This is a genomic window from Catenuloplanes japonicus (assembly GCF_000717135.1).
Lineage (GTDB): Bacteria > Actinomycetota > Actinomycetes > Mycobacteriales > Micromonosporaceae > Catenuloplanes > Catenuloplanes japonicus.
Genome location: NZ_JNXY01000002.1, coordinates 1 through 25,997 on the forward strand (window position 1 = coordinate 1; position 25,997 = coordinate 25,997).

At 71.4% G+C, this 25,997-nt stretch carries 26 protein-coding genes; 16 read left to right on the top strand and 10 right to left on the bottom strand.

Going from position 1 to position 25,997, the window contains the following annotated elements; genetic code table 11:
• Positions 1–1,287 precede the first annotated feature (1,287 nt).
• Positions 1,288–1,716: a hypothetical protein gene (locus OP04_RS04085; protein ID WP_157239262.1), complete on the bottom strand. Its 429-nt coding sequence runs from the start codon at positions 1,714–1,716 to the stop codon at positions 1,288–1,290.
• 59 nt (positions 1,717–1,775) lie between these two features.
• Between OP04_RS04085 and OP04_RS04090 the strand changes: the two genes are divergently transcribed.
• Entirely contained in the window at positions 1,776–2,369 is a 594-nt protein-coding gene (locus tag OP04_RS04090) for a nucleoside monophosphate kinase (protein ID WP_033338162.1), read from the top strand.
• On the opposite strand, the gene OP04_RS04095 is transcribed toward OP04_RS04090, so the two are convergent.
• Positions 2,289–2,909 carry a TetR/AcrR family transcriptional regulator gene (locus tag OP04_RS04095; protein ID WP_033338163.1) on the bottom strand — a complete coding sequence of 207 codons (621 nt, stop codon included), beginning with the start codon at positions 2,907–2,909 and terminating at the stop codon, positions 2,289–2,291. The genes OP04_RS04090 and OP04_RS04095 overlap by 81 nt on opposite strands.
• 97 nt (positions 2,910–3,006) lie before the next feature.
• Between OP04_RS04095 and OP04_RS04100 the strand changes: the two genes are divergently transcribed.
• Genes OP04_RS04100 through OP04_RS04110 form a run of 3 tightly spaced genes read left to right on the top strand, consistent with a single transcriptional unit; the run spans position 3,007 to position 4,849 of the window.
• Complete coding sequence (locus OP04_RS04100; protein WP_232323470.1) at positions 3,007–3,789, top strand: SDR family NAD(P)-dependent oxidoreductase; 783 nt, start codon at positions 3,007–3,009, stop codon at positions 3,787–3,789.
• Between the two features lie 26 nt (positions 3,790–3,815).
• The gene (locus tag OP04_RS04105; protein WP_033338165.1) at positions 3,816–4,361 is read left to right on the top strand and encodes a hypothetical protein; all 546 of its coding nucleotides are present in this window, start codon (positions 3,816–3,818) and stop codon (positions 4,359–4,361) included.
• Positions 4,358–4,849 (top strand): DUF6882 domain-containing protein, encoded by a 492-nt coding sequence (locus tag OP04_RS04110; RefSeq protein ID WP_198153711.1) that lies wholly within the window; start codon positions 4,358–4,360, stop codon positions 4,847–4,849. The genes OP04_RS04105 and OP04_RS04110 overlap by 4 nt, the downstream gene beginning before the upstream one ends.
• A gap of 12 nt (positions 4,850–4,861) precedes the next feature.
• Here the strand turns inward: OP04_RS04110 and OP04_RS04115 are convergent, their stop codons facing one another.
• On the bottom strand, positions 4,862–5,407 hold the full coding sequence (locus OP04_RS04115) for a hypothetical protein (protein ID WP_033338166.1): 546 nt from the start codon (positions 5,405–5,407) through the stop codon (positions 4,862–4,864).
• Between the two features lie 42 nt (positions 5,408–5,449).
• Between OP04_RS04115 and OP04_RS04120 the strand changes: the two genes are divergently transcribed.
• From OP04_RS04120 to OP04_RS04140, 5 genes are all read left to right on the top strand, one after another.
• The gene (locus OP04_RS04120; protein ID WP_051797063.1) at positions 5,450–6,397 is read left to right on the top strand and encodes a phosphotransferase family protein; all 948 of its coding nucleotides are present in this window, start codon (positions 5,450–5,452) and stop codon (positions 6,395–6,397) included.
• A 121-nt stretch (positions 6,398–6,518) separates the two neighbouring features.
• Entirely contained in the window at positions 6,519–7,253 is a 735-nt protein-coding gene (locus tag OP04_RS04125) for a lytic polysaccharide monooxygenase (RefSeq protein ID WP_033338167.1), read from the top strand.
• Positions 7,254–7,481: 228 nt separating this feature from the next.
• Complete coding sequence (locus OP04_RS04130; RefSeq protein WP_033338168.1) at positions 7,482–8,141, top strand: hypothetical protein; 660 nt, start codon at positions 7,482–7,484, stop codon at positions 8,139–8,141.
• Between the two features lie 125 nt (positions 8,142–8,266).
• Entirely contained in the window at positions 8,267–9,076 is an 810-nt protein-coding gene (locus OP04_RS04135) for a lytic polysaccharide monooxygenase (RefSeq protein WP_033338169.1), read from the top strand.
• Positions 9,077–9,155: 79 nt separating this feature from the next.
• Positions 9,156–9,770 (top strand): DUF305 domain-containing protein, encoded by a 615-nt coding sequence (locus tag OP04_RS04140; RefSeq protein ID WP_051797064.1) that lies wholly within the window; start codon positions 9,156–9,158, stop codon positions 9,768–9,770.
• 7 nt (positions 9,771–9,777) lie between these two features.
• Here the strand turns inward: OP04_RS04140 and OP04_RS04145 are convergent, their stop codons facing one another.
• From OP04_RS04145 to OP04_RS04160, 4 genes are all read right to left on the bottom strand, one after another.
• Positions 9,778–10,602, bottom strand: a complete 825-nt coding sequence (locus tag OP04_RS04145; RefSeq protein WP_157239264.1) for a hypothetical protein — start codon at positions 10,600–10,602, stop codon at positions 9,778–9,780.
• Positions 10,603–10,702: 100 nt separating this feature from the next.
• A complete protein-coding gene (locus OP04_RS04150) occupies positions 10,703–11,713 on the bottom strand; it encodes a glycoside hydrolase family 11 protein (RefSeq protein WP_033338171.1) in 1,011 nt (336 codons plus the stop codon).
• A 200-nt stretch (positions 11,714–11,913) separates the two neighbouring features.
• Positions 11,914–12,366 (bottom strand): ribonuclease HI, encoded by a 453-nt coding sequence (gene rnhA, locus OP04_RS04155; RefSeq protein ID WP_033338172.1) that lies wholly within the window; start codon positions 12,364–12,366, stop codon positions 11,914–11,916.
• 11 nt (positions 12,367–12,377) lie between these two features.
• Positions 12,378–13,127, bottom strand: coding sequence for a formylglycine-generating enzyme family protein (locus tag OP04_RS04160; RefSeq protein ID WP_033338173.1), 750 nt, complete (start codon positions 13,125–13,127; stop codon positions 12,378–12,380).
• A 76-nt stretch (positions 13,128–13,203) separates the two neighbouring features.
• Here OP04_RS04160 and OP04_RS04165 point away from each other — a divergent pair, with 76 nt between their 5' ends.
• From OP04_RS04165 to OP04_RS04185, 5 genes are read left to right on the top strand one after another with little or no spacing between them, the layout of a single operon-like run.
• Positions 13,204–13,701, top strand: a complete 498-nt coding sequence (locus OP04_RS04165) for a hypothetical protein (protein WP_033338174.1) — start codon at positions 13,204–13,206, stop codon at positions 13,699–13,701.
• Complete coding sequence (locus OP04_RS04170) at positions 13,701–15,065, top strand: hypothetical protein (protein ID WP_033338379.1); 1,365 nt, start codon at positions 13,701–13,703, stop codon at positions 15,063–15,065. The genes OP04_RS04165 and OP04_RS04170 overlap by 1 nt, the downstream gene beginning before the upstream one ends.
• Entirely contained in the window at positions 15,062–16,435 is a 1,374-nt protein-coding gene (locus tag OP04_RS04175) for a VWA domain-containing protein (RefSeq protein ID WP_033338175.1), read from the top strand. The genes OP04_RS04170 and OP04_RS04175 overlap by 4 nt, the downstream gene beginning before the upstream one ends.
• A gap of 24 nt (positions 16,436–16,459) precedes the next feature.
• A complete protein-coding gene (locus OP04_RS04180; protein WP_033338176.1) occupies positions 16,460–17,572 on the top strand; it encodes an ATP-binding protein in 1,113 nt (370 codons plus the stop codon).
• Positions 17,569–20,340, top strand: a complete 2,772-nt coding sequence (locus tag OP04_RS04185; RefSeq protein ID WP_033338177.1) for a DUF5682 family protein — start codon at positions 17,569–17,571, stop codon at positions 20,338–20,340. The genes OP04_RS04180 and OP04_RS04185 overlap by 4 nt, the downstream gene beginning before the upstream one ends.
• Before the next feature lie 226 nt (positions 20,341–20,566).
• Here the strand turns inward: OP04_RS04185 and OP04_RS04190 are convergent, their stop codons facing one another.
• On the bottom strand, positions 20,567–21,910 hold the full coding sequence (locus OP04_RS04190; RefSeq protein ID WP_033338178.1) for a threonine/serine exporter family protein: 1,344 nt from the start codon (positions 21,908–21,910) through the stop codon (positions 20,567–20,569).
• Entirely contained in the window at positions 21,907–22,842 is a 936-nt protein-coding gene (locus OP04_RS04195; protein ID WP_051797065.1) for a transporter substrate-binding domain-containing protein, read from the bottom strand. Before OP04_RS04195 ends, OP04_RS04190 begins: the two co-directional genes overlap by 4 nt.
• Before the next feature lie 258 nt (positions 22,843–23,100).
• Here OP04_RS04195 and OP04_RS04200 point away from each other — a divergent pair, with 258 nt between their 5' ends.
• Positions 23,101–24,156 (top strand): glycoside hydrolase family 43 protein, encoded by a 1,056-nt coding sequence (locus OP04_RS04200; protein ID WP_033338381.1) that lies wholly within the window; start codon positions 23,101–23,103, stop codon positions 24,154–24,156.
• Positions 24,157–24,603: 447 nt separating this feature from the next.
• Here OP04_RS04200 and OP04_RS04205 read toward each other — a convergent pair whose 3' ends face one another.
• Positions 24,604–25,422, bottom strand: a complete 819-nt coding sequence (locus OP04_RS04205; RefSeq protein WP_033338179.1) for a TIGR02452 family protein — start codon at positions 25,420–25,422, stop codon at positions 24,604–24,606.
• A 111-nt stretch (positions 25,423–25,533) separates the two neighbouring features.
• On the opposite strand from OP04_RS04205, the gene OP04_RS04210 reads away from it, so the two are divergent.
• Complete coding sequence (locus OP04_RS04210; RefSeq protein ID WP_157239266.1) at positions 25,534–25,923, top strand: hypothetical protein; 390 nt, start codon at positions 25,534–25,536, stop codon at positions 25,921–25,923.
• Positions 25,924–25,997: the final 74 nt, after the last annotated feature.

The window sequence follows — 25,997 nt, forward strand, 5'->3', positions numbered from 1 at the left end:
ATTCGGTGCCGCAAAGACCAGGTCAACAGCCGGAGTTGACCTGGTCTTTGCGGCACCGAATGATCCTTTCCGGCAGGGCGTCGACGCGGTGCCGGATCCAGACTGGCTGCAGGGGTGCTATGCACCGAAATTTTGTGAAATAGCGGTGGCGAGGCCGGCCGTCTCACGACCTCGATGGCGCTGGCCAGTAGTGAGACGGCCCATAGCGGCCCGACGGCGGCGACCGGGCCCTGAGGTGATCGCCGGGCCCGGAGGCGGTCACCCGGCCCGGGGGTCATCGCTGGGCGGGGAGACGGTTACCTGGCCCGGGGGTCATCGCCGGGCGGGGAGACGGTTACCTGGCCCGGGGGTCATTGCCAGGCGGGGAGACGGTTACCCGGCCCGGAGGCCATTGCCAGGACCGGAGACCGCCACCCGGCGCTTTGCGCCCGAAATTTCGGCATATCGTCGGCAGGGAGGGGCGGGTAGAGATCGTTGTTGCGCTCACTGTCTTTTCCGGCGGGTTCAAAGAGCAGTGAGCGCAACAACGATCTTCCACGGGCCGCGCGAGCGGCACGGGCCGTCGCGCTCGGCCAGCTATTTCATGAAATTTCGGGCGCAGTGCTGGACCCTGCGGAGCGTGCGCGCGATCGCGCCGAGCTGAACCCTGACGGCGAAAGGTCAGCGAGTGCCGAAATCTCGGGTGCGCGGCGCCTTGACGTGGCCGGCTGCAAGGACGGGCGTTGGTGTGCCGGACCACGGCGGAACCGGCTCCTCGCGTCGTGCGGAGCGCCAGCGGAGCCCGGCGCGAGGTTTGCCCGCGGGAGCAACGCTGCCGCACCACGCCGGAAGCGGACGATCGGTTCGCTGGAAGTGTCGGTGTTGCTGGGCTCGGTGTGGAGGCCGGGGCTTCCGGGGAGTCGCTGAATAGGCACTTGGGCTGATCGACGCCGTTCTTTTCGCTTGCGGCGAACCTGTGGCGCGCCGGCTGACGGAGTATGTGACGGACACAGGGGAGGAGTTGGCCCCGAAGATTTCTGGGTGGTATGCGGAACCGGATTTCCGCGGCGGCGCGATCGTGAACGCGCCTGCGCAGCATCTCGCGGACCCGCCCCGCGCGATCGCAGCCCGGCGCCTCGCGTGCTACCTGGAGCTGTCCGAGGGCATCGCGGTCCGGCCCGGCGTGAGTGATCCGGCCGAGCAGGGGCCACGTGAGCTTCCAGCATCAGGATTTCGGCACATCATGGGTCGGCAATGTCCTTGTACGGCATTGAAAGCCCGGCAAGCGCACCGGAACCGCGGCCGGCGTCAGGCGGACTGGCGGGCAAGCGCGGAGAAGTAGGCGTCCTGCGCCGCCCGGAATGCGAGGTTCGCGGCCTTTGTTGCGACCGCGTCGGCGGAGGCGAGAGCAAGCGCGCGCTCCTGCGCCGGGGTCACCTCGAGGACGACGTCGCGATGAGTCGCGTCGGCGGCGAAGAACGCCTCCTCCGCAAGGTCGGCGGCGGCCGCCAGCGTGGGATTGCCGGGCATCCGGCCGCGGGCCTCGCGTGCGGCCGACCAGGCGGCGCCGGCCTGCGCGACCGCGGACGCGGCCTCGGCCAGACGCTGGTACCCCGCGGTGACCGTCGCCATCGAGCCGGCCGCGAGCGCGCCGGCCTCCGCGATCAGCGCCCGATGCACCTCGAACAGCCGATCGGCCTCGGCCTTGAGCCCCGCCACGTCCACCTGGGTATCCACGTCCCCTATTGTTCCCCGCGTCCCATTCCGGAAAACAGGCCGAGCCCGAAGGTGAGAGCGTGCGGAAGATCGCCGTCATCGCGGAGCCGGGCGTGCTCGACGCCTGGGCGGCCGCGCAACTGCTCGGCGAGGCGCGGGACGTGCAGGCCCGCAACGTGAGCGACCTGATCCGGGACGCGGTGCATCGGAAGACGGCGTGGGGACGGCGATTCGACGAGCATCTGCGGGCCGGCGAGCTGGTGCCGGAGGAGGTCACCGCCGAGTTCGTCGCGGAGGTGCTGGCCCGGGAGCGGGGCGGCTGGGTCCTCTACGGATATCCGAGGAGCGTCGCGCAGGCCGTGCTGCTGGCCGCGCACGGCCACGAGCCGGACGTGGTGATCGAGGTGTCGCGGCCCGACGGATACGTGGACCGGCGGCTGGCAGAGGGGCGCAGCGTGTTCGCCCTTCCCCGGTACCGGGCGGACGCCGCCCCGCTGCACGACGTCTACCGTCGCGACGGCCGTTTCCGCGCAGTCTGCCAGACGGGCTCGTTCTGGCAGCTGGCGATCGAGCTGGAGAGCTGCGTGTTTCCGTCAGCGCCGGACGGTCCCGGCGATCAGGGTGGAGATCATGTCGTGGAGGGTGGGGGCGAAATCCAGGCGCATGGCGGATAGTGCCGGGTCGGTGTCGTAGGCGGCGAGCATGGCCGGCGCGGGGCGCGAGTGGGCCCAGACCGCGCCGACAACCATGATGATCTTTACCGCCAGGGGTACGCCGTCCACGCCCAGCCGCGCGCGGAGCAGTTCCGCGAGCGCGCCGACGTTGACCGCGGCCGCGTGCTTGTAGCGCCCGGCGACGGCGGCGGAGACGTTGTGCTCCAGCACGCCCGCGTTCGCGCTGAACAGGTCGCACAGCCGCGGGCGGGCCGCGAGCGTGCGGACCAGCAGTGCGGCGGTGTCCTCGGCGTCCGGTGCGGCGGCCACCTCCCGTACCCATTCCTGCCATTCGCGGTCCAGCAGCTCCAGCAGGATCGCCTCGCGCGACTCGAAGTAGCGCAGCATGGCGGACTTGGCCAGGCCGGTGCGCCGGCTCAGCTCGTTGAGCGCGACCTCCGACACCGCCATCTCGCCGAGCATCGCGGCCGCGGTGTCCAGGATCGCCTGCCGCCGGATCTCGCGCTGCTCCTCGCTGCGCGCCCGCTGAAAACTCGTCACGACCCCGATCCTAATGTACCGACGGTCCGTTGACTTATGGACCGCCGGTATATTAACGTCGGCACAGTTAATGTACCGACGGTATATTGGAGTGGTCATGAGACGGACGGTCATCACCGGTGGCAGCGGGATCGCGCGACTGACGGCGGAGGTGCTCAGGGCGCGCGGTGACGAGGTGATCGTGGCGGCACGGCCCGGGTGCGACCTGGCCGATCTGGCCTCGATCCGCGACTTCGCGGACACGCTGCTGGCGGACGGGCGGCCGATCGACCTGCTGATCAACTGCGCCGGCGTGATGGCGGTGCCGCGGCGGCGGGAGACCGTGGACGGCTTCGAGATGCACATGGGGACGAATCATCTCGGCCACTTCGCGCTCACCGGCCGCCTGCTGCCGCTGCTGCTCAGGAGCGCGGCCCCGCGGGTGGTCACGGTCAGCGCGCAGATCGCCCGGCGCTCCCGGCTCGACCTCGACGACCTCCAGGCGCGGCGGCGGTACACGCCGATGGGCGCGTACGGCGCGTCGAAGCTGGCCAACATCCTGTTCGCGGTCGAGCTGAACCATCGCGCCGGCGTACGCAGCGTGGCCGTGCACCCCGGCACCGCGCCGACCGGCATCCAGCGTCACGTGGCCGCGCCGCTCCGGCTGCCCGCGGAACTGCTCGTCCGGACGCTCGGACAGCCGCTGGACCGCGTCGCCGATCCCGTGCTGTTCGCGGCCGACACGGAGGAGGTCACGGCGGAGTCGTTCATCGCGCCGACCGGATTCCTGGAGCTGGGCGGGCGTACCGGCTTCGTGGACCTTCCGGCCCCGGCCCGGGACGCGGCGTTGCGGGCCGGGCTGTGGGAGGCCTCCGCGCGGCTGACCGGTGTGTTTCGGTGACGGTCGCTACCGGGTAGCGGTGGGCCATGAACCGCAACCTCGTCAAGGGCCTGCAGGCCGCCTGGGAACTGCCGGAGTTCCGCAGCGGGCTGCAGCACCTGGTCGACCTGGACGAGGTGGCGTTGCTGCTGGCGACGCTCGCCGTCTCCGAGGAACATGACCGCGAGGTGGAGCGCAGCCTGCTCACGCTGCTGCGGTCCGCGCTGGACACGGACGAGATCCGGCAGGCCGTGCTCCTGCTGCTGGAACACGACGAGGTGCGCCGCCCGCTGATCGCCGCGGCCACCGCGCAGGTGCCGCCAGGTCAGGCCGCCGCGATCACGTCCGCGGCCGAGGATCCCGCGGTACGCCACGAGGTGCGCGCCGTGCTCGACAACGCGAAGGTCCGCGCGCTGATCTGGGAGGCGGCCGACAGCCAGGTGAGCGACAACCGGTTCGGGCTGATCCGCCGCGCGCTGGTGCTGTTCGTCCGGCATCCCGGCGTCCGGCGGCTGGCCTGGGCGCTGCGCCGGCACGGCGTCCTACGCGAACTGCGGCGCAGGGAAGGGCGTGTGGAAGACTCCGCCGCATGAGTGACGAGCTGAGCACGATGTTGCTCCAGGGCGAGGATCTGATCGTGCGGCTCGCGCAGGAGCACGCCTCCTGGGGTCTCGGCACCGCGCAGCAGTGGGACCTGGACCAGCGGACCGGCGTGATCACCTGGACGTTCGCGGACCGGGTCGCCTCCGCGCCGGCCCAGATCATCGGCAGCCACAACCCGGCCGCGCAGTCGTGGCTCTGGGCCTGGGCCAACGAGTCGATCCTGCCGGACCTGAGCCGCGACGCGCGGGCCGTCCGGGACTGGGCGCTGCGGAACGGGCAGACCTCGCTCACCGCGCCGAAGCTCACGGCGGACGAGGACACGGCGGCCACGCTGGCGGCGCTGGCCGTCCGGATCACGGGCGCGACCGGCTTCTACCGCCCCCGCGGCGGCGCCGCCATCCCGATCATCACGTTCGGCCCGGTCACGCTGACCGCGGCGGACGGCGGCACGTCGACGTTCACCGTCGACGTGCGCTAAGGGCCGGGGCCGTCAGGTGCGGGAGCGCTCGGTGCCGATCACGCGGCAGTAGAGGTGCTCGCCGCGCGCGGCCGCGCCGGTGGCCAGCTCGGACAGGACCATGGCGAACCGGACCGCCGCCTCGTCGTCCTCCACGTCGTGCGGGCCGTCGGCGCGGCGCGCGGCGGCCCAGGCGTAGCCGTCCCGTTCCAGCGCGGACGCGTCCCGGGCGGCGAGCGCGTCCCGCAGCGTGTCGGTGACGGTCAGCACGGTGCCGCCGTCGCCGCCCGCGACCAGCGAGCCCTGGCGCGGGTCGTCGCGCACGCGCTCGTAGGTCCGCCCGGTCAGCACCGCCTCGAGGAAACCGAGCATGACCACGGGATCGACACCGCGCGCGAACAGCACCGGCGTGCCGTTCGCCGCGATCTGCAGGCGCGGGCGCGACGCGGTCTCCGGCGTGTGGCGGTGCATCTCCCGGTCGGCCTCGTGCGCCGCCGGCGTCAGATCGAGCAGCCCGTCCAGTGCGGCCGCGGCCGCCGGGTCGGACGGCGCGGTGAAGTAGTCGGTCAGCACTCCCACGCGCCCATTCTCGCAAACGGGACCGGCGCTTATCCTCGTTCGATGGGTCTCGCGCACGGATATCGCCAGCAGGTCACGCGGGCGCGGATCGAGGGCGCGCTCGCCCGCGCCGGTCTCCGCACCGCGGTCGCGGACGTTCAAGATCTTGCCGGGGGTACCTTCAACGCGGTGCTCCGCGTCCGCCTGGCCGACGGCACGCGGCTGATCGTGAAGGTGGCGCCGCCCGCCGGGGCGAAACTCATGCGATACGAGCACGGGCTGCTGCCGGCGGAGGCGCTGTACTACCGGCTCGCGGCCGGCAACAGCGTGCCGGAGGTCGTGCACGCGGAGCCGGACCTGCTGATCATGACGGAACTGCCCGGGGTGACGCTCGCGGAGGCGGACCTGCCGGCCGAGGCGCGGGCCCGGGTGCGGCACGCACTCGGCGGGCATCTGGCGGCGCTGCACACCATGCCGGCCGGCGCGGGAACCGGCTTCGGCTATCCGTCCGGCCCGCTGCACCCGACCTGGCCCGGCGCGTTCGCCGCCATGATCGACGCGCTGCTCGCCGACGCCGAGGACGCCGGCCTCGAACTGCCCCGCCCCGCCCACGAGATCACCGCGCTGATCGACGCCGCCGGCCTCGACGCGGTCACCACCCCCACGCTCGTCCACTTCGACCTCTGGGACGGCAACATCCTCGTCACGCCCGACGGGCAGGTCACCGGCCTGATCGACGCGGAGCGCGCGTTCTGGGGCGACCCGGTCGCGGACTTCGCCTCGCTCGCGCTCTTCCGCGAGATCGCCGACGACGCATCGTTCCTGGCCGGCTACCGCGCCGCCGGCGGCACGTTCGGCGAGGCGGAGGCGCGGCGGCTGCGCGCCTACCAGATCTACCTCTACCTGATCATGTGGATCGAGGTCGGCCCGCGCGGCTACCCGCCGGAACACACGGCCGAGCGATGGTCCGCACTCCGGCAGATTTTCGACGCTTGGGACATTTACCGTTAAGTATGTTTCCAGTAGGCTGATGTGCACGTCAGGCGCCAGGTGGAGGGCGCATTCGGCGGTCGGGCTGCAGCGCTCTGCGCAGTCCGCGGCCCGCGACCCTCCCGACCCGAAGGAGCCCGGCATGCGGAGATCCCTGCTCACCACGGCGCTGACCGCGTCGTTCACGCTGATAGCCACGCTCGTGGTCGCCGCACCGGCGAGCGCGCACGGCTACATCTCCTCCCCGCCCAGCCGGCAGGCGCTCTGCGCCGGCGGCACGGTCGCCAACTGCGGTGACATCCAGTGGGAGCCGCAGTCCGTCGAGGGGACGAAGGGCAGCACCAAGTGCAGCGGCGGCGTCGGCCGCTTCTCCCAGCTCGACGACGAGTCCAAGGGCTGGCCCGCCACCTCGGTCGGCTCCACGGTCACGTTCAACTGGGTGCTGACCGCGCGCCACGCCACCAGCACCTGGCAGTACTTCATCGGCACGAAGAAGGTCGCGGAGTTCAACGACGGCGGCGCGCAGCCCGGCGCGACCGTCCGCCACACGGTGAACTTCAGCGGCATCACCGGCCGCCAGCGGATGCTCGCGGTCTGGAACGTGGCCGACACCCCGAACGCGTTCTACGCCTGCGTGGACCTGCAGTTCGGCGGCGGCACCCCGACGCCGACCCCCACCCCGACACCCACGCCTCGTCCCACGACGCCGGCTCCGACCACACCCCCGCCGGCCGGTGGCACCTGGGCCGCCGGCACCAGCTACACGGTCGGCGCCACGGTCACCTACGGCGGCGCGAGCTACCGCTGCACGCAGGCCCACACCGCCATCACCGGCTGGGAGCCGCCGAACGTCCCGGCGCTCTGGGCCCGCATCTGATGCCCCGGGCGCCGCTCATTCCCCCTGGTCGGCGCCCGGTCCAAGAACCACGATCAAAAGCATGCCACGGTACGTCCCGGGCGCACCGCCCAGCAGGAAGGCCCTCGCAGGACACGTGGGGCACACGGCCAGGGCGTCCGGCGCGCCGGCCGTACCGTGGCGTGATTTTGATCTTTGTTAACCACCTCGTCGCCGGGAGCGTTGCCGTGGTGTGCCGCAATAGTGATCATGAGATCCTCGCTGATCAAGGACGGGCTGAGGACGGGCGGCGGCTTCGCCGTGCTGTTCGTGCTGGTCGCGGCCACCGCGCTGCTGATGGCGCGCGGCGGGGCCGGCTGGTTCTTCCTCGGCTACGCGATCATGATGCTGCTGTACTGCGGCGGCGTGATGCTGGTGGCGGCCGGCTACGACCGGCGTCCCGGCGTGCCGATCCCGCGCGGCGCGGTGCTGCTGGCCTCCGGCCTGTTCCTGCCGATGCTGGTCTGGCCGGTGCCGGGCGCCGTCTGGTACCAGGCGGTCGCGGGCGAGCGGGTGACCACGACCGTGGAGAGCGCGTCCCGTGAGTGGAACAACGAGTCGCAGATCAACGTGCTGCGGGTCCGGGCGACCGGAATCGGGCCGATCACCCCGTTCTGCGGCGATGATCCCGAGACGGGGGACCGGATCACGGTCTGGACCGATCCGGCCGGCTGGGCGCCACCGGCGTCGCCGACCTGCGCCGGCTACGCGATCACCTCCGGCGTGGCGGCCGGCGTCTACCTGCTGATGGCCGGCGGCGCCGTCGCGCTGCGTCTGTCCACGTTGTCCGCCGGTGACGCTCCGCAACGTACGCTGCGGCTGGGGTCGACGATCGGACCGCTGGCCCGCTGGGCGAGGAGGCGATCATAAAGAAGATTTAGGGAACGCCGGATCTTGCTTTAGGTGACGTTCTTCTAGCGTGGGTTCCACGCTGAGTGACCCTCTCCCGCCGGGGGACGCGCAGCGGTCCGTCCTACGAAGGAGCACCGTTCGTCATGCGTAGAACCCTCACCACGTCACTTCTCGCGCTGGGCACCGTTGCCGGTTCCCTGGTGATCGCGTCGCCGGCGAGCGCGCACGGTTACATATCCTCGCCGCCGAGCCGGCAGGCGAACTGCGCCAGCGGGGCGGTCAAGGACTGCGGCGCCATCCAGTACGAGCCGCAGTCCGTCGAGGGCCCCAAGGGCCTGACCAGCTGCGACGCGGACATCCCCGGCTTCGCCGCGCTCGACGAGGACTCCCGCAACTGGCCGGCCACGGACGTCGGCAAGTCGACCACGTTCAACTGGGTGCTCACCGCCCGGCACAAGACCACCACGTGGCAGTACTTCGTCGGCAACAAGAAGATCGCCGAGTTCAACGACAACGGCGCGCAGCCGGCCGCGACCGTGAGGCACCAGGTCGACCTGAGCGCGTACTCGGGCCGCACCAAGGTGCTGGCGGTCTGGAACATCGCGGACACGCCGATGGCGTTCTACAACTGCGTCGACCTGAACGTCGGCGGCGGTGGCGGCTCGACCACCCCGGTCAACCCGGCGCCGTCCCCGTCGCAGACCTCGGCCGCTCCGGTCCAGCCGCCGGCGACCTCCCCGTCCCCGTCCGCGTCCGCCACCACCTCCGCGCCGGCCACCGGCGGCGGTAACACCGGTGGCGGCGGCGCGACCACCTGGAAGAGTTGGACCGCGTACAAGACCGGCGACAAGGTCACGTTCGACGGCGTCACCTACGAGTGCCGCCAGGGCCACACCACGCTCCCCGGCTGGGAGCCGCCGATCGTGCTCGCGCTCTGGCTGCCGATCAAGTGATTGTCCGTGCGGAACCCGTTTCCCTGGCGGGTTCCGCACGGTTCCGCGCCCACCCTCCTCCGCTGCTAGGAAGCCCACGATGACGCGCCGCCTGACCGCCGCCCTGATCGCCGCCACCACGCTGACGCTCGCGCTCGCCGCGTGCGGCACCGCACCCGCCACGCCCACGGCCGACCCCACACCGCCCGCGGGCACGAACGTCGCCGCGAACACCGGCGAGCACAACGACAACGACGTGATGTTCCTGCAGATGATGGTCAACCACCACGAGCAGGGCGTCGAGATGGCCAGGATCGCCGCCGAGAAGGCCGGCAGCGACCAGCTCAAGACGCTGGCCGCGGCCGTGGTCGCCACCCAGACCGACGAGGTCACGACCATGAAGTCCTGGCTGACCTCGTGGGGCAAGGCCGACAGCGCGGACACGGACATCAACCTGCACGCGGACCACGGCGGCCTGCCCGCCACCAGCGACGAGGAGATCGAGTCGCTGCGGTCGGCCGCCGGCGCCGACTTCGACACCACGTTCCTGGCGCTGTTCACCGGCCACCAGCACAACGCGGTCGAGATGGCCAAGACCGAGGCGGCCGAGGGCGTCAACCCGGACGCCAAGGCGCTGGCCAAGAGCATCGACGAGTCCCGCACCGCCCAGATCCAGCTGATGCTGCAGATCAGCGCCGCGGTCCCGGCGGCCTGAGCGTTGTCTAGGGCCGCCCGGCCAGATAGCCGCTCACCAGCGCGCAGTCGAGGTTGGGGGAGTCGTACGGGCGGCCCTCGACGACGGAGAGCAGCGGCCGGTCGCCCTGCAGCTGATCGGCCTCGTAATGGCAGGTCAGCCGGTCCTGAACGGACGCGACCGGGAACCGCATGAGATAGCGCGTGTCCGCGTGCAGCACGGTCAGCCAGCCGGCCTCCTCCGAGACCGGATAGCCGACGAACACGCGCGCGGTCACCACGTCCAGCCGGTTCCGGTCCACCGTCATCCGCTGCGTGCGGATGACGGTGGGCGCGTCCAGCCGGAACGCCTGCGCGGACACCCACGGCGCGTCCAGGCTGACCAGGAACTGCAGCGCCAGCAGCCCGCACGTCAGGTAGACGAAGACCATGCCGCGCAGGCCGTCGAGCGTCCGCGACTCCCGCCGGCGCCGCAGCCACCAGAGCCCGGCCTCGACCGGCAGCGCCACCGCCACCACGGCCAGCTGGATGAGCAGGTACTGGAACGGCGAGGCGAGCGTGGCCACCACCGCGACGATCACGATCACCGGCCAGGCGCCCCACTCGATCTCCCGCCGGTAGCGCACCGCGAGCCAGCAGGTGACGAACGCCAGCGCGGGCAGCACGTGGTACGCGTAGATCGTCACCGTCCCGAGCCCGACCTGGATCGGCGAGGCGGTCAGCAGCCCCGTGGTCGTGGTCAGCGAGAAGTGCGCCACCCCGTAGATCTTGATGAGGAACAGGAGCAGCAGCAGCGCGGACCCGGCCGCCGCCAGCTCCCGCGGCCCGAACGCGCGCCTGTCCTGAGCTTCCATCGCCGCCCACATCCGATCGACACCGGGTGATGGCCGCCACGGTAGCGGGTGCTGTCACGGTGCGGGGGTACGGCGCACGCCGTACCCCCGTGGTGGTTGGTCAGCCTGCTTGGCAGGTGACCGTCGGCCAGGTCCAGTTGCCGTTGGCCATGATGGTGACGCCGAACGTGTTGCCGTTGCCGTTCGGGCGGGCGGTGACGCTGCCGGTGGTGCCGGAGACCGAGGCGTTCCAGCTGTTCTGGATGCTCTGGCCGCCGTTGAGGTTGAGCGTGACGGTCCAGTTGGTGGCGTTGCTGACCGCGACGTTCAGGTTGAACCGGTCGCCGAACTGCTCGCCGGCCGACAGCGTCGCCGAGCAGTTGCCGCCGCCCGGGTTGGCGGTGGTCGGCGTGCTGCTGCCGCCCTCGCGGACCGTGATGTCGGAGCTGCCGCTGCTCTGGTAGCCCTCGGTGGCCATGATCTGGTAGCTGTGGTTGGTCCCGAGGTTCAGCCCGGCGCGGGCCCAGGCGTCGAAGTGGTTGGCCGTGGTGATGGTGCCGCTGCTGCGCTTCGACTGGCGGACGCTCCAGTACTGGTAGAACGTCTGGATCCCGTCGATCGACGGCGCGTTGACGCGCTGGCTGCGCAGGATGTCGTAGGTGCCGCCGTCCGTGGTGACGGTGCCGAGCCGGGTCGCGCCGCTGCTCGGGTTGTAGCTGCCGAAGTTCTCCACCACGTAGTACTCGATCAGCGGGTTGCGCGTCCATCCGTACAGCGCGAGGTAGGTGTTGTTGTTCCCGGGGTTGTACGTGCCGGAGTAGGAGACGGTCCGCCGGGTTCCGGTGGCCCAGCCCTTGCCGCCGACCCAGTTGTTCGTGCTGTTGTTCCAGCTGCTGCTGTACCGCCCGTCGGCGCGCAGCGTGATGCTGGCGTTGCCGCTGTCCTTCCAGAACGAGAAGTAGTAGCCGTTGTGGGTGCCGGTGAGGTTGGAGCTGACGGTCCGGTCGGCCTCGGCGTGGGCGGTGCCGGCGAAGAGCATGCCGGAGATCACGACCGCGGTGGTGCAGGCGGCGCCGATGAGCATCCGGATGCGGCCGCGGCGACTCCTCGGAGCGGGGGAGGTGTCGTTCATGTTCCTGCTTCCTCCTCGTGCGGGCTGGCCGGAGCCAGCGACGAACATCCATGTCCGTCGATGGCGATCGTAGGAGCCGTCCGGTCACCTTGGCAACACTTCCCGGAAACTGTCCGGAAGGATCAAGGGTGTCGACGCAGCACAAGACAAGAAGCGACGACCCTCAGGGGTCGCCGCTTCTTGAAAGTGTTCCGAAAGTTTCAGGCTTTCGCGGCCGCCACCGCGTCCTCGAGGCCGGCCGCGGCCAGCCGGTCGGCGCGCTCGTTCTCGACGTGCCCGGCGTGACCCTTCACCCAGTGCCACTCGATCGTGTGCCGGGCGCAGGCCGCGTCGAGGCGCTGCCACAGGTCCGCGTTCTTGACCGGCTTGCGCTCCTTGGTCAGCCAGCCGTTGCGCTTCCAGCCCTTGATCCAGGTGGTGATGCCGTTGCGCACGTACGTGCTGTCGGTGTGGATGTGCACCACGGACGGGCGGGTCAGCGTCTCCAGCGCGGAGATCGGCGCCATCAGCTCCATCCGGTTGTTGGTGGTCTCGCCGGCCTCGCCGCCGCGCAGCTCCCGCTCGTGCTGCCCGTAGCGCAGCAGCGCGCCCCACCCGCCCGGCCCGGGATTGCCCCGGCACGCGCCGTCGGTAAAGATCTCCACCTCGCCCATGGCCGGCAACCTTAGCGGTCGTCGGCGGGCAGGTCCGCGACCGGCCGGATCGACGCGAACTCGCCGCACTCGTAGCGGGTCGACGGGAGCATCATCAGCCACTCGTCGACGCCCTGCCACGGATAGATGTCGGCGGCGCCGCCGCGCATCACGCGGTCGCTGTCCTCGCCGGTGCGGGCGCGGGCGTCCGCGGGCGCGCCCGCGTAACCGTCGAGGTACGCGTCCGCGCACAGGTCGCCGGTGGAACCCATCGCGGCCAGGCCGAACGCGTTCTCCGAGGCGACGGTCGCGGGCTCGTCGCCGAACGCGTCCAGCACGTCGTCCTCGGTCGGCGGCGTGTCGCCGCGGTGCCAGAGCGTGCTGGTCCCGGCGCGGGCGGCATATTCCCACTCGGCCTCGGTGGGCAGCCGGAACGGCATCAGGTCGATCAGCTCGGACGGCCAGTCCAGCCGGGCCACCCGGACCTCGTCGCCGTCGGAGTAGTCGTCGGTGAAGTCCGGCAGCCAGTGCCGCACCTGCGCGACCGTCAGCGGATGCCGGGCCATCAGGAACGCGCCGACGCTCACCTCGCGCACCGGCCGCATCTGCGCGAGGTCGTGCGCGGTCAGCCCGGACTCCTGGAACTCGATCCCGGCCAGCGTCGCCTCCTCCGCCTCGGACAGGCCCATCCGGAACGTGCCGGCCGGAACCTCGCGAAACAGCACGCCGGACGGCGTGTGCCGCCAGGCCGGTCGCCCACCGGCGCTCGTTTTCTCCCACACGCCCCCGGATCTTGCCACGTTTTTGTCGGACCGTTCCGATACAACTACGGGCACTTGTTCGTGAGGAGGACTGGTTGTGACAACCGATGGCGTCGCCTACGAGCGGCGCAGCGCAGCGCCCGTCGTCGCGCCGACGCGACCGCGGAAGCTGGCCAAGGTGCCGTTCGTGGAGCTGGCCGAGGGCCGGCTGCAGGGCGTGGTGTCCAGCGGCTCGGACATCGAGCGGGTCTACGTCTCGTCCGTGACCGCGGGGGAGCACGGGCTCAGCTGCAACACCAACAACAACCGCCCGTGCGGCGGGCTCAGCGGCGGATCGTGGGCCTGCAAGCACATCCAGGCGCTGGTCGCGGAGGCCGAGCTGCAGTACGGCACGGAGCGCGTGGCGCGCTACCTCAAGGCCGAGGTCGCCGACGGCGGCAGCGTGATGTCCGCGCTGCGGACCACCTCCGCGCCGAACCGCGCGGCCGAGGTGTTCAGCAGCTTCCTGCGCCACCTGGCCTACCTCGAGCTGCCGGCCAGCACCGACCCGCTGCCGGAGCTGCAGTGGTTCCCCGCGGCCGGGGCGGTGCGCTGATGCTGGCCGATGCGCTGCACGCCGCGCCGGACGGTCTCGCCGAGACGTTCACGCTGGTCGAGGGCCTGGACGACGCGCTCACCCACGGCCTGGCCCGCCTCGACGAGGAGCGCGCCGGCGCGCTCGAGGATCTCGCGGCCGCGTTCTCCGGCTCCCCGCTGGCGGACCGGGTCGCCGACTCCGTCGGAAAGATCCTCGCGGGTACGGTGACGGACGAGCACCTGATCGCGCTGGCCGGTGCGCGGGCCGCGCTGCTCGGCGCCGCCCACGACGCGCTGCTGATCTCGGTGGACACCGCGCTCGGCCGCACCCGCGCCGGGTGGACCGCCGTGCCGGCCGCCGCGGACGCCGGGCACCTGCTGGCCGGCAGCCGCTCCTGGCTGCGCGAGCTGGCCATCGCGGGCTGGCGTGGCGTCGACCACGAGCTGGCGGCCGCGGCCGCGCAGTCCGTGCAGGCGCTGCTGGCCGACCCCGCGCAGCGCCGGCTCGCGGTGCTGCTCGACGGGTTCGCCGGTGAGCTGCGCGCGGCCGCACCGGTCGCCACGCTCGACCGGGTGCCGGTCCGCCGCTGGGCCGACCTGTGGACCCGCGGGCTGCTGCTGTCCCAGGACGGCTACCCCGCGTCCGGGGCCGTGCCGGTCACCGGCCGCCTGCTCCTGCTGGGGGTGGACCTGCACGAGCACCCGACCGTGTTCCAGGCGCAGGCGCACGCGCTGGTGGAGACCGGCGACGAGGTCCGCCTGGTGCGCACGAGCGTCGCCGCGGCGAAGGTCGACACGATCACCGGCCCGTCCGCGTGGCGGATGCTGGCCGGCTTCCCGATCTTCCGCCTGATGGCCGCGGGGCACCGCACGGTCGACGTCGAGGATGCGCTGCTCACACCGGCCGGCGACCTGATCTGGGACGAGTCCAGGGCGACGCCCGGCGAGGCGGCGGACCCGTTCACCACCGCGCGCGTGCGGCTGGCCGGCGCCACGCTGCCCGCGGTCGCGCCGCTGGACCGGCACCCGGCAGCCGTCGCCACACCGGTGCTGCTGGAGGGCTACGCCGCGTCCGAGGCCGGCTTCGACATCGGCGGCGGCGTGGTGCTCGCGGTCGACCACGACCGGGTGCCCGCGGCCGGGCCGCTGACGCCCGCGATCGTCGACGCGTCGCACGCCTGCCTCGGGCTGCTGCGCTGGGACGGCCGCTGGTCCGTGCAGCCGCTCGCGGTGCAGGCGATCGTGAAGAAGAAGCAGGTCACCGCGCACGTCGGCGAGTGGGCGAACGGCCCGGCCGAGGCGAAGGCCGCGAAGGCCGAGGCCGTCGCCGGCACCGCGGTCGACGTGCTGCGCGAGCGCGCGGGAAGGTTGCTGCGCAAATGACGACCGCGGAGGAGAACAGGCGCCAGGTACTCTACTGGCGGCTGCTGGCCCGGCTCTTCGACCCGGAGGAGCAGCCCGCGCTGGAGTCCGCGAGCGTCGCGATCGTCGACGACCTGGGGCTGCCGTCCGTGCTGCTCGACCCGGGCGTGTCCGTGGACAACGTGGTGCAGCGGTTCCCGCAGCTCGAGGCCGAGATCGACGGCCTGATGACGATCACGGACGGCGACCGGTCCGGCGAGGTCCGCCGCGCCGCGCTCGCGTCGAAGCTGCTGCTGAACGTGTTCGCCACCGGCAACGGCCCGGTCAGCGCGGACCAGTTGTCGCGCTGGCAGGCGGACGCGGGCTGGTTCGAGCGGTCGCTGGGCTGCCCGCCGGGCGCGCTGCGCAACCGGGCTGCTGCGGCCGGCGCCGGCGCACCCCGCCCCGGTCAGACGGGCATGCCGACCGGCGAGGGCGGCACCGGCCACGGCTTCGGTGTCGACCTCGGGCCCGCGCTGGCCGCGATCGAGGGCGACCTGGTCAAGCGCATGGCGCTGCGCGAGGTGCTGGCCGATCCGCGGCTCGCGGCGAAGCTCACGCCGAGCATGTCGCTGATCGAGCAGCTGCTGCGCGACAAGGACAACCTCGACGGCGTGGCGCTGAAGAACGCCAAACTGCTGATCAAGCGGTACGTCGACGAGGTCTCCGAGGTGCTCAGGACGCAGGTGGCGCAGGCCAGTGCCGGCACGATCGACCGGTCGATCCCGCCGAAGCGCGTGTTCCGGAACCTGGACATCGACCGGACGATCTGGAAGAACCTGCCGAACTGGAACCCGGAGGACGAGCGCCTCTACGTGGACCGGCTGTTCTACAAGCAGACGGCGAAGCGGGTCACGCCGGCGAAGCTGATCGTCGTGGTCGACCAGTCCGGGTCGATGGTCGACTCGATGGTCAACTGCACCATCCTGGCCTCGATCTTCGCCGGGCTGCCCAAGGTCGACGTGCATCTGATCGCGTACGACACGCGTGCGCTCGACCTGACCGCCTGGGTGCACGACCCGTTCGAGGTGCTGCTGCGGACGAACCTGGGCGGCGGCAACAACGGCCCGGTCGCGATGGAGATGGCCCGCCCGAAGATCACCGACCCGCGGAACACCGTGATGGTCTGGATCTCCGACTTCTACGAGTTCGGCGCGTCCGAGCCGCTCTACGCCGGCATCGAGGCGGTGTACCGGTCCGGGGTGAAGTTCATCCCGGTCGGCTCCGTCAACAGCTCCGGCACCGAGAGCGTGGACCCGTGGTTCCGCAAGAAGTTCAAGGACCTCGGCACACCCGTCATTTCCGGACATATCAGGAAGCTCGTCACCGAGCTCAAGAACTTCGTCGCCTGAATCTCATTGAGGAGTTTTCGTTTCATGACTGACATGCTGCGCGCCCCGGCCGAGGTCAAGTACGCCGAGGAGCTGGACTGGCTGGAGTCCGTCGACACCGGGCCGAAGCCGTTCTCCTGGCGGCTCAGCCCGAAGATGGTGCGCCTGTTCATCCTCGGCTCCGAGCGCGCCGACGGCCTGGAGCGGGAGATCCCGCAGAAGTGGTTCGGCGACCGCAGCTTCGTCGAGCGGGCCATCGTCACGCTCGCGTCCGACCGCGGCCTGCTGCTGATCGGCGACCCCGGCACCGGCAAGAGCTGGCTGGCCGAGCTGCTGTCCGCCGCGATCAGCCGCAACTCCACGCTCGTGGTGCAGGGCACGGCCGGCACCACCGAGGACCACATCAAGTACTCGTGGAACGTCTCGATGGTCATCGCCAAGGGCCAGTCCCGCCAGTCGATGATCCCGTCGCCGATCATGACCGCGATGGAGAACGGCGTGATCGGCCGCTTCGAGGAGCTGACCCGGTCCACCAGCGACGTGCAGGACGCGCTGATCTCGATCCTGTCCGAGAAGTACGTGTCCATCCCGGAGCTGGAGGACGACAACATCGTCTTCGCCAAGCCCGGCTTCTCCATCATCGCGACCGCGAACAGCCGGGACCGCGGCGTCAACGACCTGTCGTCCGCGCTCAAGCGCCGCTTCAACTTCGTCCGCATCCCGGTCGTGACGAACAAGAAGAGCGAGGCGGAGATCGTCCGGTTCCGCACCGAGGAACTGCTGCGCCGCCACAATATCGAGCTGGAGGTCCCGCCGACGCTGCTCGACGTGCTGCTCCAGTCGTTCGCGGACCTGCGCGCCGCCTCCGCGTCCGCGACCAGCGACGACGAGCGCCTGGAGTCCGCGCTGTCCACCGCGGAGCAGATCGGCGTGCTGGAGGACGCGATCCTGCACAGCACGTTCTTCGGCGCGGCCGCGCTCAGCTCGCAGACGCTGGCGTCCTCGCTGGTCGGATCGCTGGCCCGGCGCAGCCCGGAAGACCTGGCGATCCTGAACAAGTACTGGCACGGCGTCATCGAGCCGCGCAGCAAGGACGCGGGCGGCGAGTGGAACGGCTTCCTGGAGGGTGGTCGCCAGGCGATCGCCACCCTGTCGTGAGCGGGCCGTTCGATGCCCTCCGCACCCAGCTGCTCGGCGCGGCGGAGGCGCTCGCCGGCGGACCGGCCGCGCTTCCGGACATCCTCTCCGGGATCGTCGACGACGTTGATCACGCTCTCCGTGAACCCCTCGAGATCTTCCCGGTCTGCCACCACTCCCCGGCCTCCGCGGTGGCGATGGTGCGCCGGCTCCGGGAGCTCCAGCCGAAGGTGATCTACCTGGAGCTGTGCGAGGATCTCGCACCGCTCCTCACCGAGCTGCGCAACTGCCGGCTGCCGGTGGCCCTGCAGGCGTTCGCGTCGGAGCTTTCCGGGTTCCCGGTGGAGTCCGCGCCGCTGTCCGTGATCGCGCCGATCACCGAGGCGTCGGCGGAGTACCAGGCGATCTCGTACGCGCTGGAGACGCCCGGCGTGGAACTGGTGCTGGTGGACCGCTCCACGGACCACGTGTTCCAGTGGCAGCCGGAGGTGCCTTCCTCCGAGGGCACGGCCTCCGAGGAGGACGATCTTCACGGGGACGCGGTCGGCGTGGAGATCGGTGACCTCCGGCCTCGGTTCGCGGAGCTGGAGGAGCACCTGCTGCACCACGGGCGGGTCCGGCACTGGTCCGAGTGGTGGGACCAGTACGTGGAGCAGCCGCTCGCGGGCGCGGACTACGACACGTACCGGCAGGTCATGGTCTTGATCGGCAGTTTGTTCCGCCGGTTGGCGCCGCACGACTCGCGCCGGTTCGCCTCCGACGAGGACCGCGAGCGATACATGTGGACGCGGATCCGCGAGCACCTGGCGACCTCCGGCGCCGCGCCGGGCGACTGCCTCTACGTGTGCGGCGCGTTCCACGCGGCCAGCCGGCTGCCGGAGGTCGGGTCCGCGCCGGGCACGCCGGACTTCGCCATCACGCCGCGTACCGGGACCACCTGGCTGTACGGGCTGATCCCGAGCAGCCAGTCCGCGATCGAGGCGCAGTTCGGGCTCGCGCCCGGGTCCGTCTCGATCGCGGGCGCCACCTGGCAGAAGTCGCTGACCAGGACCGGTCTGAAGCCGTTCCAGCTGGACGGGCAGAAGGGCGGGAAGAAGCGGGCCGCCGTGAAACTGCCCGCGCCGGTCGCGGCCACCGCGGTGGAGGACCACCTCACCGGCTACCTCTCCGGACCGCCCGCGCTCGACGGGCTCGACGAGGAGGAACTGCGCGGCTGGTGCGTGGACATCGTCCGGCTCGCCCGCCGCAACGGCTACCTGGCCAGCACGGCGGACGCGATCGCGGTCTTCGAGACGTCGATCCTGCTGGCCGGCATGCGCGGGCGGGCGCGGCCCACGCCGTACGACTTCCAGGACGCGGCCGTCACCTGCATCGAGAAGGACGCCGTGCCCGGCCGCCGTGACGTGCGACGGCTGTGCGAGATCCTGCTCGGCGGCGACCGGATCGGCCAGGTCGGCTACGCCGCGCTGCCGCCGCTGGCCCGTGACGTCTACGACCGGCTCGCGCCGCTGGGCCTCAATCTTGAGCAGCGCAGCATCCAGCGCGCGCTGCTCGACCTCGCGGCGAATCCGGAGCTCGCGGCCTGCTCCCAGCTGCTCTGGATGCTGCGCTACCTGCTGCCCGACCACGCGGTACGCCCGATCATGGGCTCCCGCAAGCTGGGCGAGAAGCACATCCAGGAGAGCTGGGACCTCGACCTCGGGCGGCACCAGCGCACGATCATCGAGCTGGGGTACGAGGGCGTCACCGTCGAACAGGTTCTGGAACAGCGCCTCCGCCGCGCCGCCTGGGACCCGAAGGCGACCGCCGCCACCGCGCTCACCGCGGTCGAGGACTCGCTGCTGTTCCTGCACAGCCCCCGCCTGACCGACGAGCTGGGTGCGCGGGCGGTGGAGTTGCTGGCCGCGGAGCGTACCGTCGACGGCGCTCCTGAGGTGTTGCGGCGCATCCGGCGGCTGCTCGCGCACTACCGGTCCAGCGCGCCCACGCTGCCCGCCTGGTGCGAGTCGTTCGTCAAGACCGGCTACGCGCACTACTGCACGCTGCTGCCGAGCGCGTTCGTCGCGGACGACACCGGCGTGCGGCAGGTCGGCGCCATGCTCGGCTTCCTGTTCAGCATGGAGAGCCTGGCGCTGTCGCTCGGCTGCGACCGGGCCCAGCTGGAGATCGCGGTGCGCCAGTCCCACCCGGAGTCCCCGGCGAAGATCGCGCTGCTCTGGGCCGCCCGTCACCAGCTCGGCGTGCTCCCGCTGGCGGACCTGCGGGCCACCGTCGACGACCTGCTCGGCAACCCGCTGATCGTGCCCGCGTTCCCGCAGTACGTGGTCGGCTTCATCCAATCGCTGGAGTCGGTGCCGCGCCTGTCCCCGTTCGTGGTCGAGACGCTCTCCAAGGCGTTCGCCCGCCTGCCGGACCCGGTGCTGCTGCCGTGGCTCCCGTCGCTGATCACCACGCTCAAGGACCAGGCCGCGGAGCTGGTCCCGGTCCTGACCCGCGAGGCCGGCCGCACGTTCCCCGGCACGCTGGCCGGCGTCGACGCCTGGGTAGCGCCGTGGAACGCACCACCGCGCAAGGCCCGCGCGGCCGCGGTGGCCACGGCGCCAGGCGCGGGCCCGGCCGGCGCGCTGCTGGCCGCGCATCCGGTCACGGCCGACGCGGTCGCGGGGCTGCTCGGCTGTGAGGGCGAGTGGGCGGCCCCGGCGGCGGTCCCGGAGGGCGCGGCGGCGGTGGCGTTGCTGACGGCTCACCCGGAGACGGCGGGGGCGGTGGCGCTGCTGATCGGAGCGTGAGAGAAGGCCGCGTCGGTCCGCACCACCGGGGCGCGGGCCGACGCGGCCGTGAGACCACGGCCCGAGTGATGGATCGGGTCGGCCGATTGCCAGGTCGTGGCGGAGCCGATCAGCTGGTGGACCGGGTTGCCGCAGATCAGGGTCGGCCGGTCGTCGGGTTGGCCGGTTGCCAGGTCGTGGCAACCCGGTCAGCTACCGCGGATCGGTCGGACGCTTGCCGGGCCGGTCAGCCGGTGACCGGGTTGCGGCAGGCGGCGTCGAGGCGGCTGGCGGGGCGGACCTGGCGGCCGAGCCCTTCCAGCAGCGAGTCCTCGACGTGGAAGCCGCGCACCCAGAGCCGGAAGCGGGGGAGTTCGCCCTCGGTCGGGCAGAGCACCTGGTCCTGGACGAGATCGGTGGGGACGTAACGCACGCCGCCGCTCTCCTGCAGGATCACCATGTGCACGTCGTCCACGGTGATGACGTGGCCGAGGATGTCCTCGGTGTCGCGCGGATCGTCGTCCGGCGGCCGGCCCGCGCTGCCCGAAGCCGGTGACCCGGCCTCGGATCCTGCGCCGGGCCCGGCCGCAGCGCCGCTAGGTGGCGTATTGCCCGATTCGGGCTGATCCGGCGGGCCGGTTGCGGTGCGTGGCGCCGCCGTGTCGGCAGAGCCCGCGAGGCCCGGCGAGCCAGTCGCACCGGGGTCTGACGCGCCGGGGTCTGATGCGCCGGAGTTTGGTGCGCCGGGATTCGACGCGACACCCGGACCGTCGGTGCCGGTCGCGCCGGCGGGATCCGTGGAAGCGGCCGGTGCCGCCGGCCCGCCGGGAGAGGCCGTCGGAACAGCGGCACCGGCACCCGAAGAAGGCACCGGGGTGGTACGCGAGACCGTCGTCACCGTCAGCGGCAGCACCGGCGTCGTGATCATCGGGATGGCGGCCGCCGCGACCATGATCAGCGCCACGCCCTGCGCGATCAGCGTCAGCCCGCCCACGAACCGCCGCGGCAGCGGCCCCGGAACGCCGAGCGCCAGCAGCGGCGGCGCGACGAAGAGACAGAACACCAGCCAGTCGCCCTGGCGTACCGCGGCGGTGATCGTGGGTCCGACCAGCCAGACGTATCCGGCGAACGCGGGCAGCACCACCATGACGACCTTCCACCGGGCGTCCGGCGGGATGGTCACGATCGACTGGAACGCCGCGACCGCGCACGGCAGGAGCAGCGGCAGGTACATGATCTGCCAGGTGATCACGGCCAGCCCGAACGCGGCCACGGCGAACCACAGCGGCGACGCGCGCAGCCAGCGGGCGAACAGCGCGGGCCGGTCCTGGCCGGGCGTGCGGCTGGCCCAGGCCACGCCGCCGATCGCGAGCACGCCGACCAGCGTCGCGGACACGAACCGGGCCGCGGTGGTGAACAGCGCCGCGATCAGGTTGATCGGGTCCACGTTCGCGACGAGCAGCAGCGTGGTCTGCAGCTCGCCGCCGGCCTCCACGCCGAGCCGCAGCACGGAGAAGATCGCGGGCACGCCCACGACCACGCTCCAGAACGACTGCCCGCCCGACGCCCGGTGCTCCGCGGGCGCGGTCATCGCGGCGAGACCTTGTCGTCGTGGTCGACGAGGTCCGGCACGTCGTTCGGCTCAGGCTGGGCGATGTCGTCCACGTCGGCCAGATACCAGGCGCCGATCGTGTTGTTGTAGGCGGTCGTCCACGGGCTGGCACCGGTCTCGCGTCCCTGGTCGTAGCTCTTCCGCAGGAAGTAGGCGACCAGGTCGCGCAGCGCGGTGTCGTTGATCGACACGCCGATGTGGAGTCGCTCGTCCGCGCCGAACGGCAGCTGCACGTACGCGAAGTCCTGCGGGTGCTGCGAGTAGTACCCGGCCAGGATCGTCTTGTCCGAGCTCATCGCGCCGTACTCGCCGGAGAGCATGCCGTCGACGCAGTCCTGCAGGTCGAGCACGACGGACCGTGCGAAGTCGCGCCGGGTCAGCTCGTCCTCCGTGGTGGAGCTGCCGCTGGTGCAGACCTTGACCTGCTTCTCCCTGAAGTCGTCCTCGGTCCGCAGCGTGGACGCGGACGCCTTCGGGACGAGGAACGCCTGGTTCGTCACGAAGTACGGCCCGGCGAAGCCGATCAGCTTGGCGCGCTCCTCCGTGTAGGAGAGGCTGGCCACCACCATGTCGACGTGCCCGGCCAGCAGGAACCGGATGCGCTCGTCCGTGCGTACCGTGATGAACTCGATGTCGCTCTCGTTCGTGTACCCGAGCGAGCGGGCCAGGTAGCGGGCGATCTCCACGTCGAACCCGCTGCGCATCCCGTCCTTGACCTCACCCATAAGCGGCTCGTTCGCGGCCACGCCGATGCGCAGCGTCGGGCGCTGCCAGATGCCGGTCTGCCGCAGCAGCTGGTCCACGGACGGCGGCCCGGCCTCGTCGGGCTGGCAGGCCGCGACCGTGGCCAGGCCGAGCGTGAGCATGACCGAAGCGCCGGTGACCGCGCGCCGGAAACGGTCTCGTCGCATGTCGCCACCCCCGTGGAACGGACGCCCGCCCGCGGCAGGAGAGCGTAGTGCGACAGAGTAAGCGCTCTATGTGACGACTGGGGTCGCCCGCGCGGGGCGATGTGACAACGTTAGATAGTCAACCATCTATGCTTGACACTCCTATTGTGATCGCTAACATTGCTGAAACAAGCGCGCAACGTACCGTCCGGTCGGTTTCCGACGTCGTGGGTGTGAGCGCTCACATCGTGGTGCCGACTATCCGAGGAAGGAAAGTCGATGTCCGTGAAACGTAGCTGGAGGCGGGTGCTCGCGGCGGTCGCGGCCGTCGTGCTGGTGCCCGGCCTGAGTGTCGCGCTCGCCGCCCCGTCCGCGCAGGCCGCAGCCGGCCCGTCGTTCACCAACCCACTGGTCGGCGCGCCGAACAGCGCGGACCCGTCGATCGCCTACTCCGGCGGGTACTGGTACTACGTGGCCACCACCTGGTCGTCGAACATCGTCATGCGCCGGTCGTCGACCATGGCCGGGCTGAAGACCGCGACCGAGAAGGTGCTGTTCTCGCTGGCCCCGGGGCCGGGCTGCTGCACGATGTGGGCGCCGGACCTGCAGTACACGAACGGCCGCTGGTACATCTACTTCTCCGCGGAGCCGACGCCGGGCCAGGGACAGCGCCGCACCGGCGTGCTGGAGAGCAACACCACCGACCCGTACGGCGCCTACACGTACCGCGGGATCCTCAACCTTGAACCCAGCGGCGGGTGGGCGATCGACGGCAGCGTGGTCCGCTTCAACGGCTGGCCCGACCACTTCGTCTACTCCGCGTTCCGTGGCGGCGAGCAGAGCGTCTTCATCGCGCCGATGTCCTCGCCGATCCAGGTCTCCAGCAACGGCGTGCGCATCTCCACACCGAACCTGTCCTGGGAACGTCAGGGCGGCGCCGTCAACGAGGGCCCGTACGCGCTGTACCACAACGGACAGACGTTCCTCACCTACTCGGCCAGCTCCTGCAACACGCCCGACTACAAGCTCGGCCAGCTCACCTGGACCGGCGGCAACCCGGCCTCCGCGAGCTCCTGGGTCAAGAAGTCCACGCCGATCTTCCAGCGCAACGACGCCAACGGCGTCTACGGCCCCGGCCACCACTCGTTCGTCAACTCACCCGACGGCACCGAGATGTGGATCGTCTACCACGCGAACTCCTCCTCCAGCCAGGGCTGCGGCACCACCCGCACCACCCGCGCCCAGAAGATCGCCTGGAACTCCGACGGTTCCCCCAACCTCGGCGTCCCCGTCGCCACCGGCGTGACGATCCCCGGCCCCTCCGGCGACTCCTGACCCTCATCCCGCCGGCCAACGGCAACGCCGCCCCGCCTCGGCGTTGCCGTTGCGCCTCCGCGCAACAGATCACGGCCGGCCTTGCCCCCACGGCGCGCCCGCGGTCTCCTGGATCCGTCCGGGCCACCACGGGGGAGGCCGCGGATCGCGCACCGCCCCCCGCTGCCACAAAGCAAAAGACCACAATCCAATTCATTTTCCCACTTCGCGGTGGTTGCGGTCCGCACGCTCCCGCGGGCACCGGTCGTCGCTGGCGCTCCTCCCTTCCACTCCCGCCCCACCCCAGCTCAGAACAACACCCCACCGGCCTGCCCGCATCTGCCGATTCGCCGGGGTCTCGTGGCACGCCGGGGTCTGCTGGCCCGCACCTGCTGGCCTCGGAGCGGACGTGCCCTCCCGGCGTGCTGCGATCTCGCGGCGTGCTGTGGGGAAGGGGGTGCGGCGGGGTCAGGAATGCGGTGGGAGGGAGAAGCGGGTGGTGAAGGCGGTGCGGATGGGGGCGTCGCCGCGGTCGAGAACGGCGAAGACGACCCGGTCGAAGCGGCCGGGGAGGGCGTCGAGCGCGGTGGCGAACGCGTCGGCGACGGCGGCGGGGGAGTTGCGGAAGACGCCGCAGCCCCAGGCGCCGAGGACCAGGCGGCGTTCGGCGTGGTGGGCGGCGACCTCGAGGACGCGGCGGGCGCGGGTGGCCAGGACCGTGTCGATCTCGTCGGTGCTGGCGGGCTGGTTGCGTGCGATGGCACCGCGGTTGGGGGCGGCGGCGGTGAGCATGGAGACCGGGTGCGGGGCGGGGAGGAAGCGGCCCCTGTCGTCGCGGAAGACCGGTACGCCGGGGGAGTAGACGACCCGGTCGCTGTAGAGCAGGTCGCGCTGGGCGCGGTGGAACTCGTAGTAGTCCGGCACGGCGGTGAGGCAGGGGAAGAGCGCGCTGGCGCGGGCCACGCTCTCCTCCTGGGCCTGTGCGCCGGTACGGAAGCCGCCGCCCGGGTTCTTCGCGGAGGCGAACACCATGGCCGCGACCGGTCCGTCCTGCGCGAGCCGACGTGCCGCGAGCAGTGTGGACTCGCCGGTGACCTCGATCGCGGGCGGCCGGTCGCCGATGACGGGGGAGGCGAGCGGCGCGCCGGGGAGGTGGAGGACGGTGCCGGCGATCGCGTCGGAGACCGCGGCGGCCAGCGGCACCACGGTGCCGGACGGTGCGAGGTACTCCCCGGCGTCGATGGCGTCGAGCGTCTCCCTGGCGATGGCCCGCAGTCGTGTGCTCACGGTTCGACATTGTTGATCAACGGCCCGAGTGGAGGCCAGCCATTTACAGGCCGCCACCGCGTCAGCCCCACACCGTTAAACCATGAAATGTCGGACAAATGAGGAGCCAGTGTGATCAGGCGAATTCTGCGTACTGCCGGTGTCGTGCTCGGGGCGGCGGTGCTGGCGACGGCGCTCGCGCCGGCGGTGGCCCACGCGGCGGGGCCCTACACCCCGGCCGGGCTCTGCGGGCCGGGCTTCACCGTCAAACGTCAGGCCGCGCTCACCGGCGCCACCGTCTATCAGCTGTCCAACGGGCCCTGGCAGTGCGTCGTCACGATCAAGACCACCGGCCTCGGCAAGCCCACCTACGTCGGCGCGGGCCTGCTGCTGCGCGGCGGCAAGGGCTGGGCGCTGGACGACGGCACCTACCGCTACTACGCCGGTCCGGTGAAGCAGAAGGGCGCCTGCGGCAGCGTCCGCGGCCTGAGCGGCAGCTCCGCCAAGTCCTGGACCTGCTGACCCAAAGGAGACGGATGCGGCTGGTCGGCCGCATCCGTACCCATTGATCGGGTTTTTTGTTAAGTTGCCTTTAC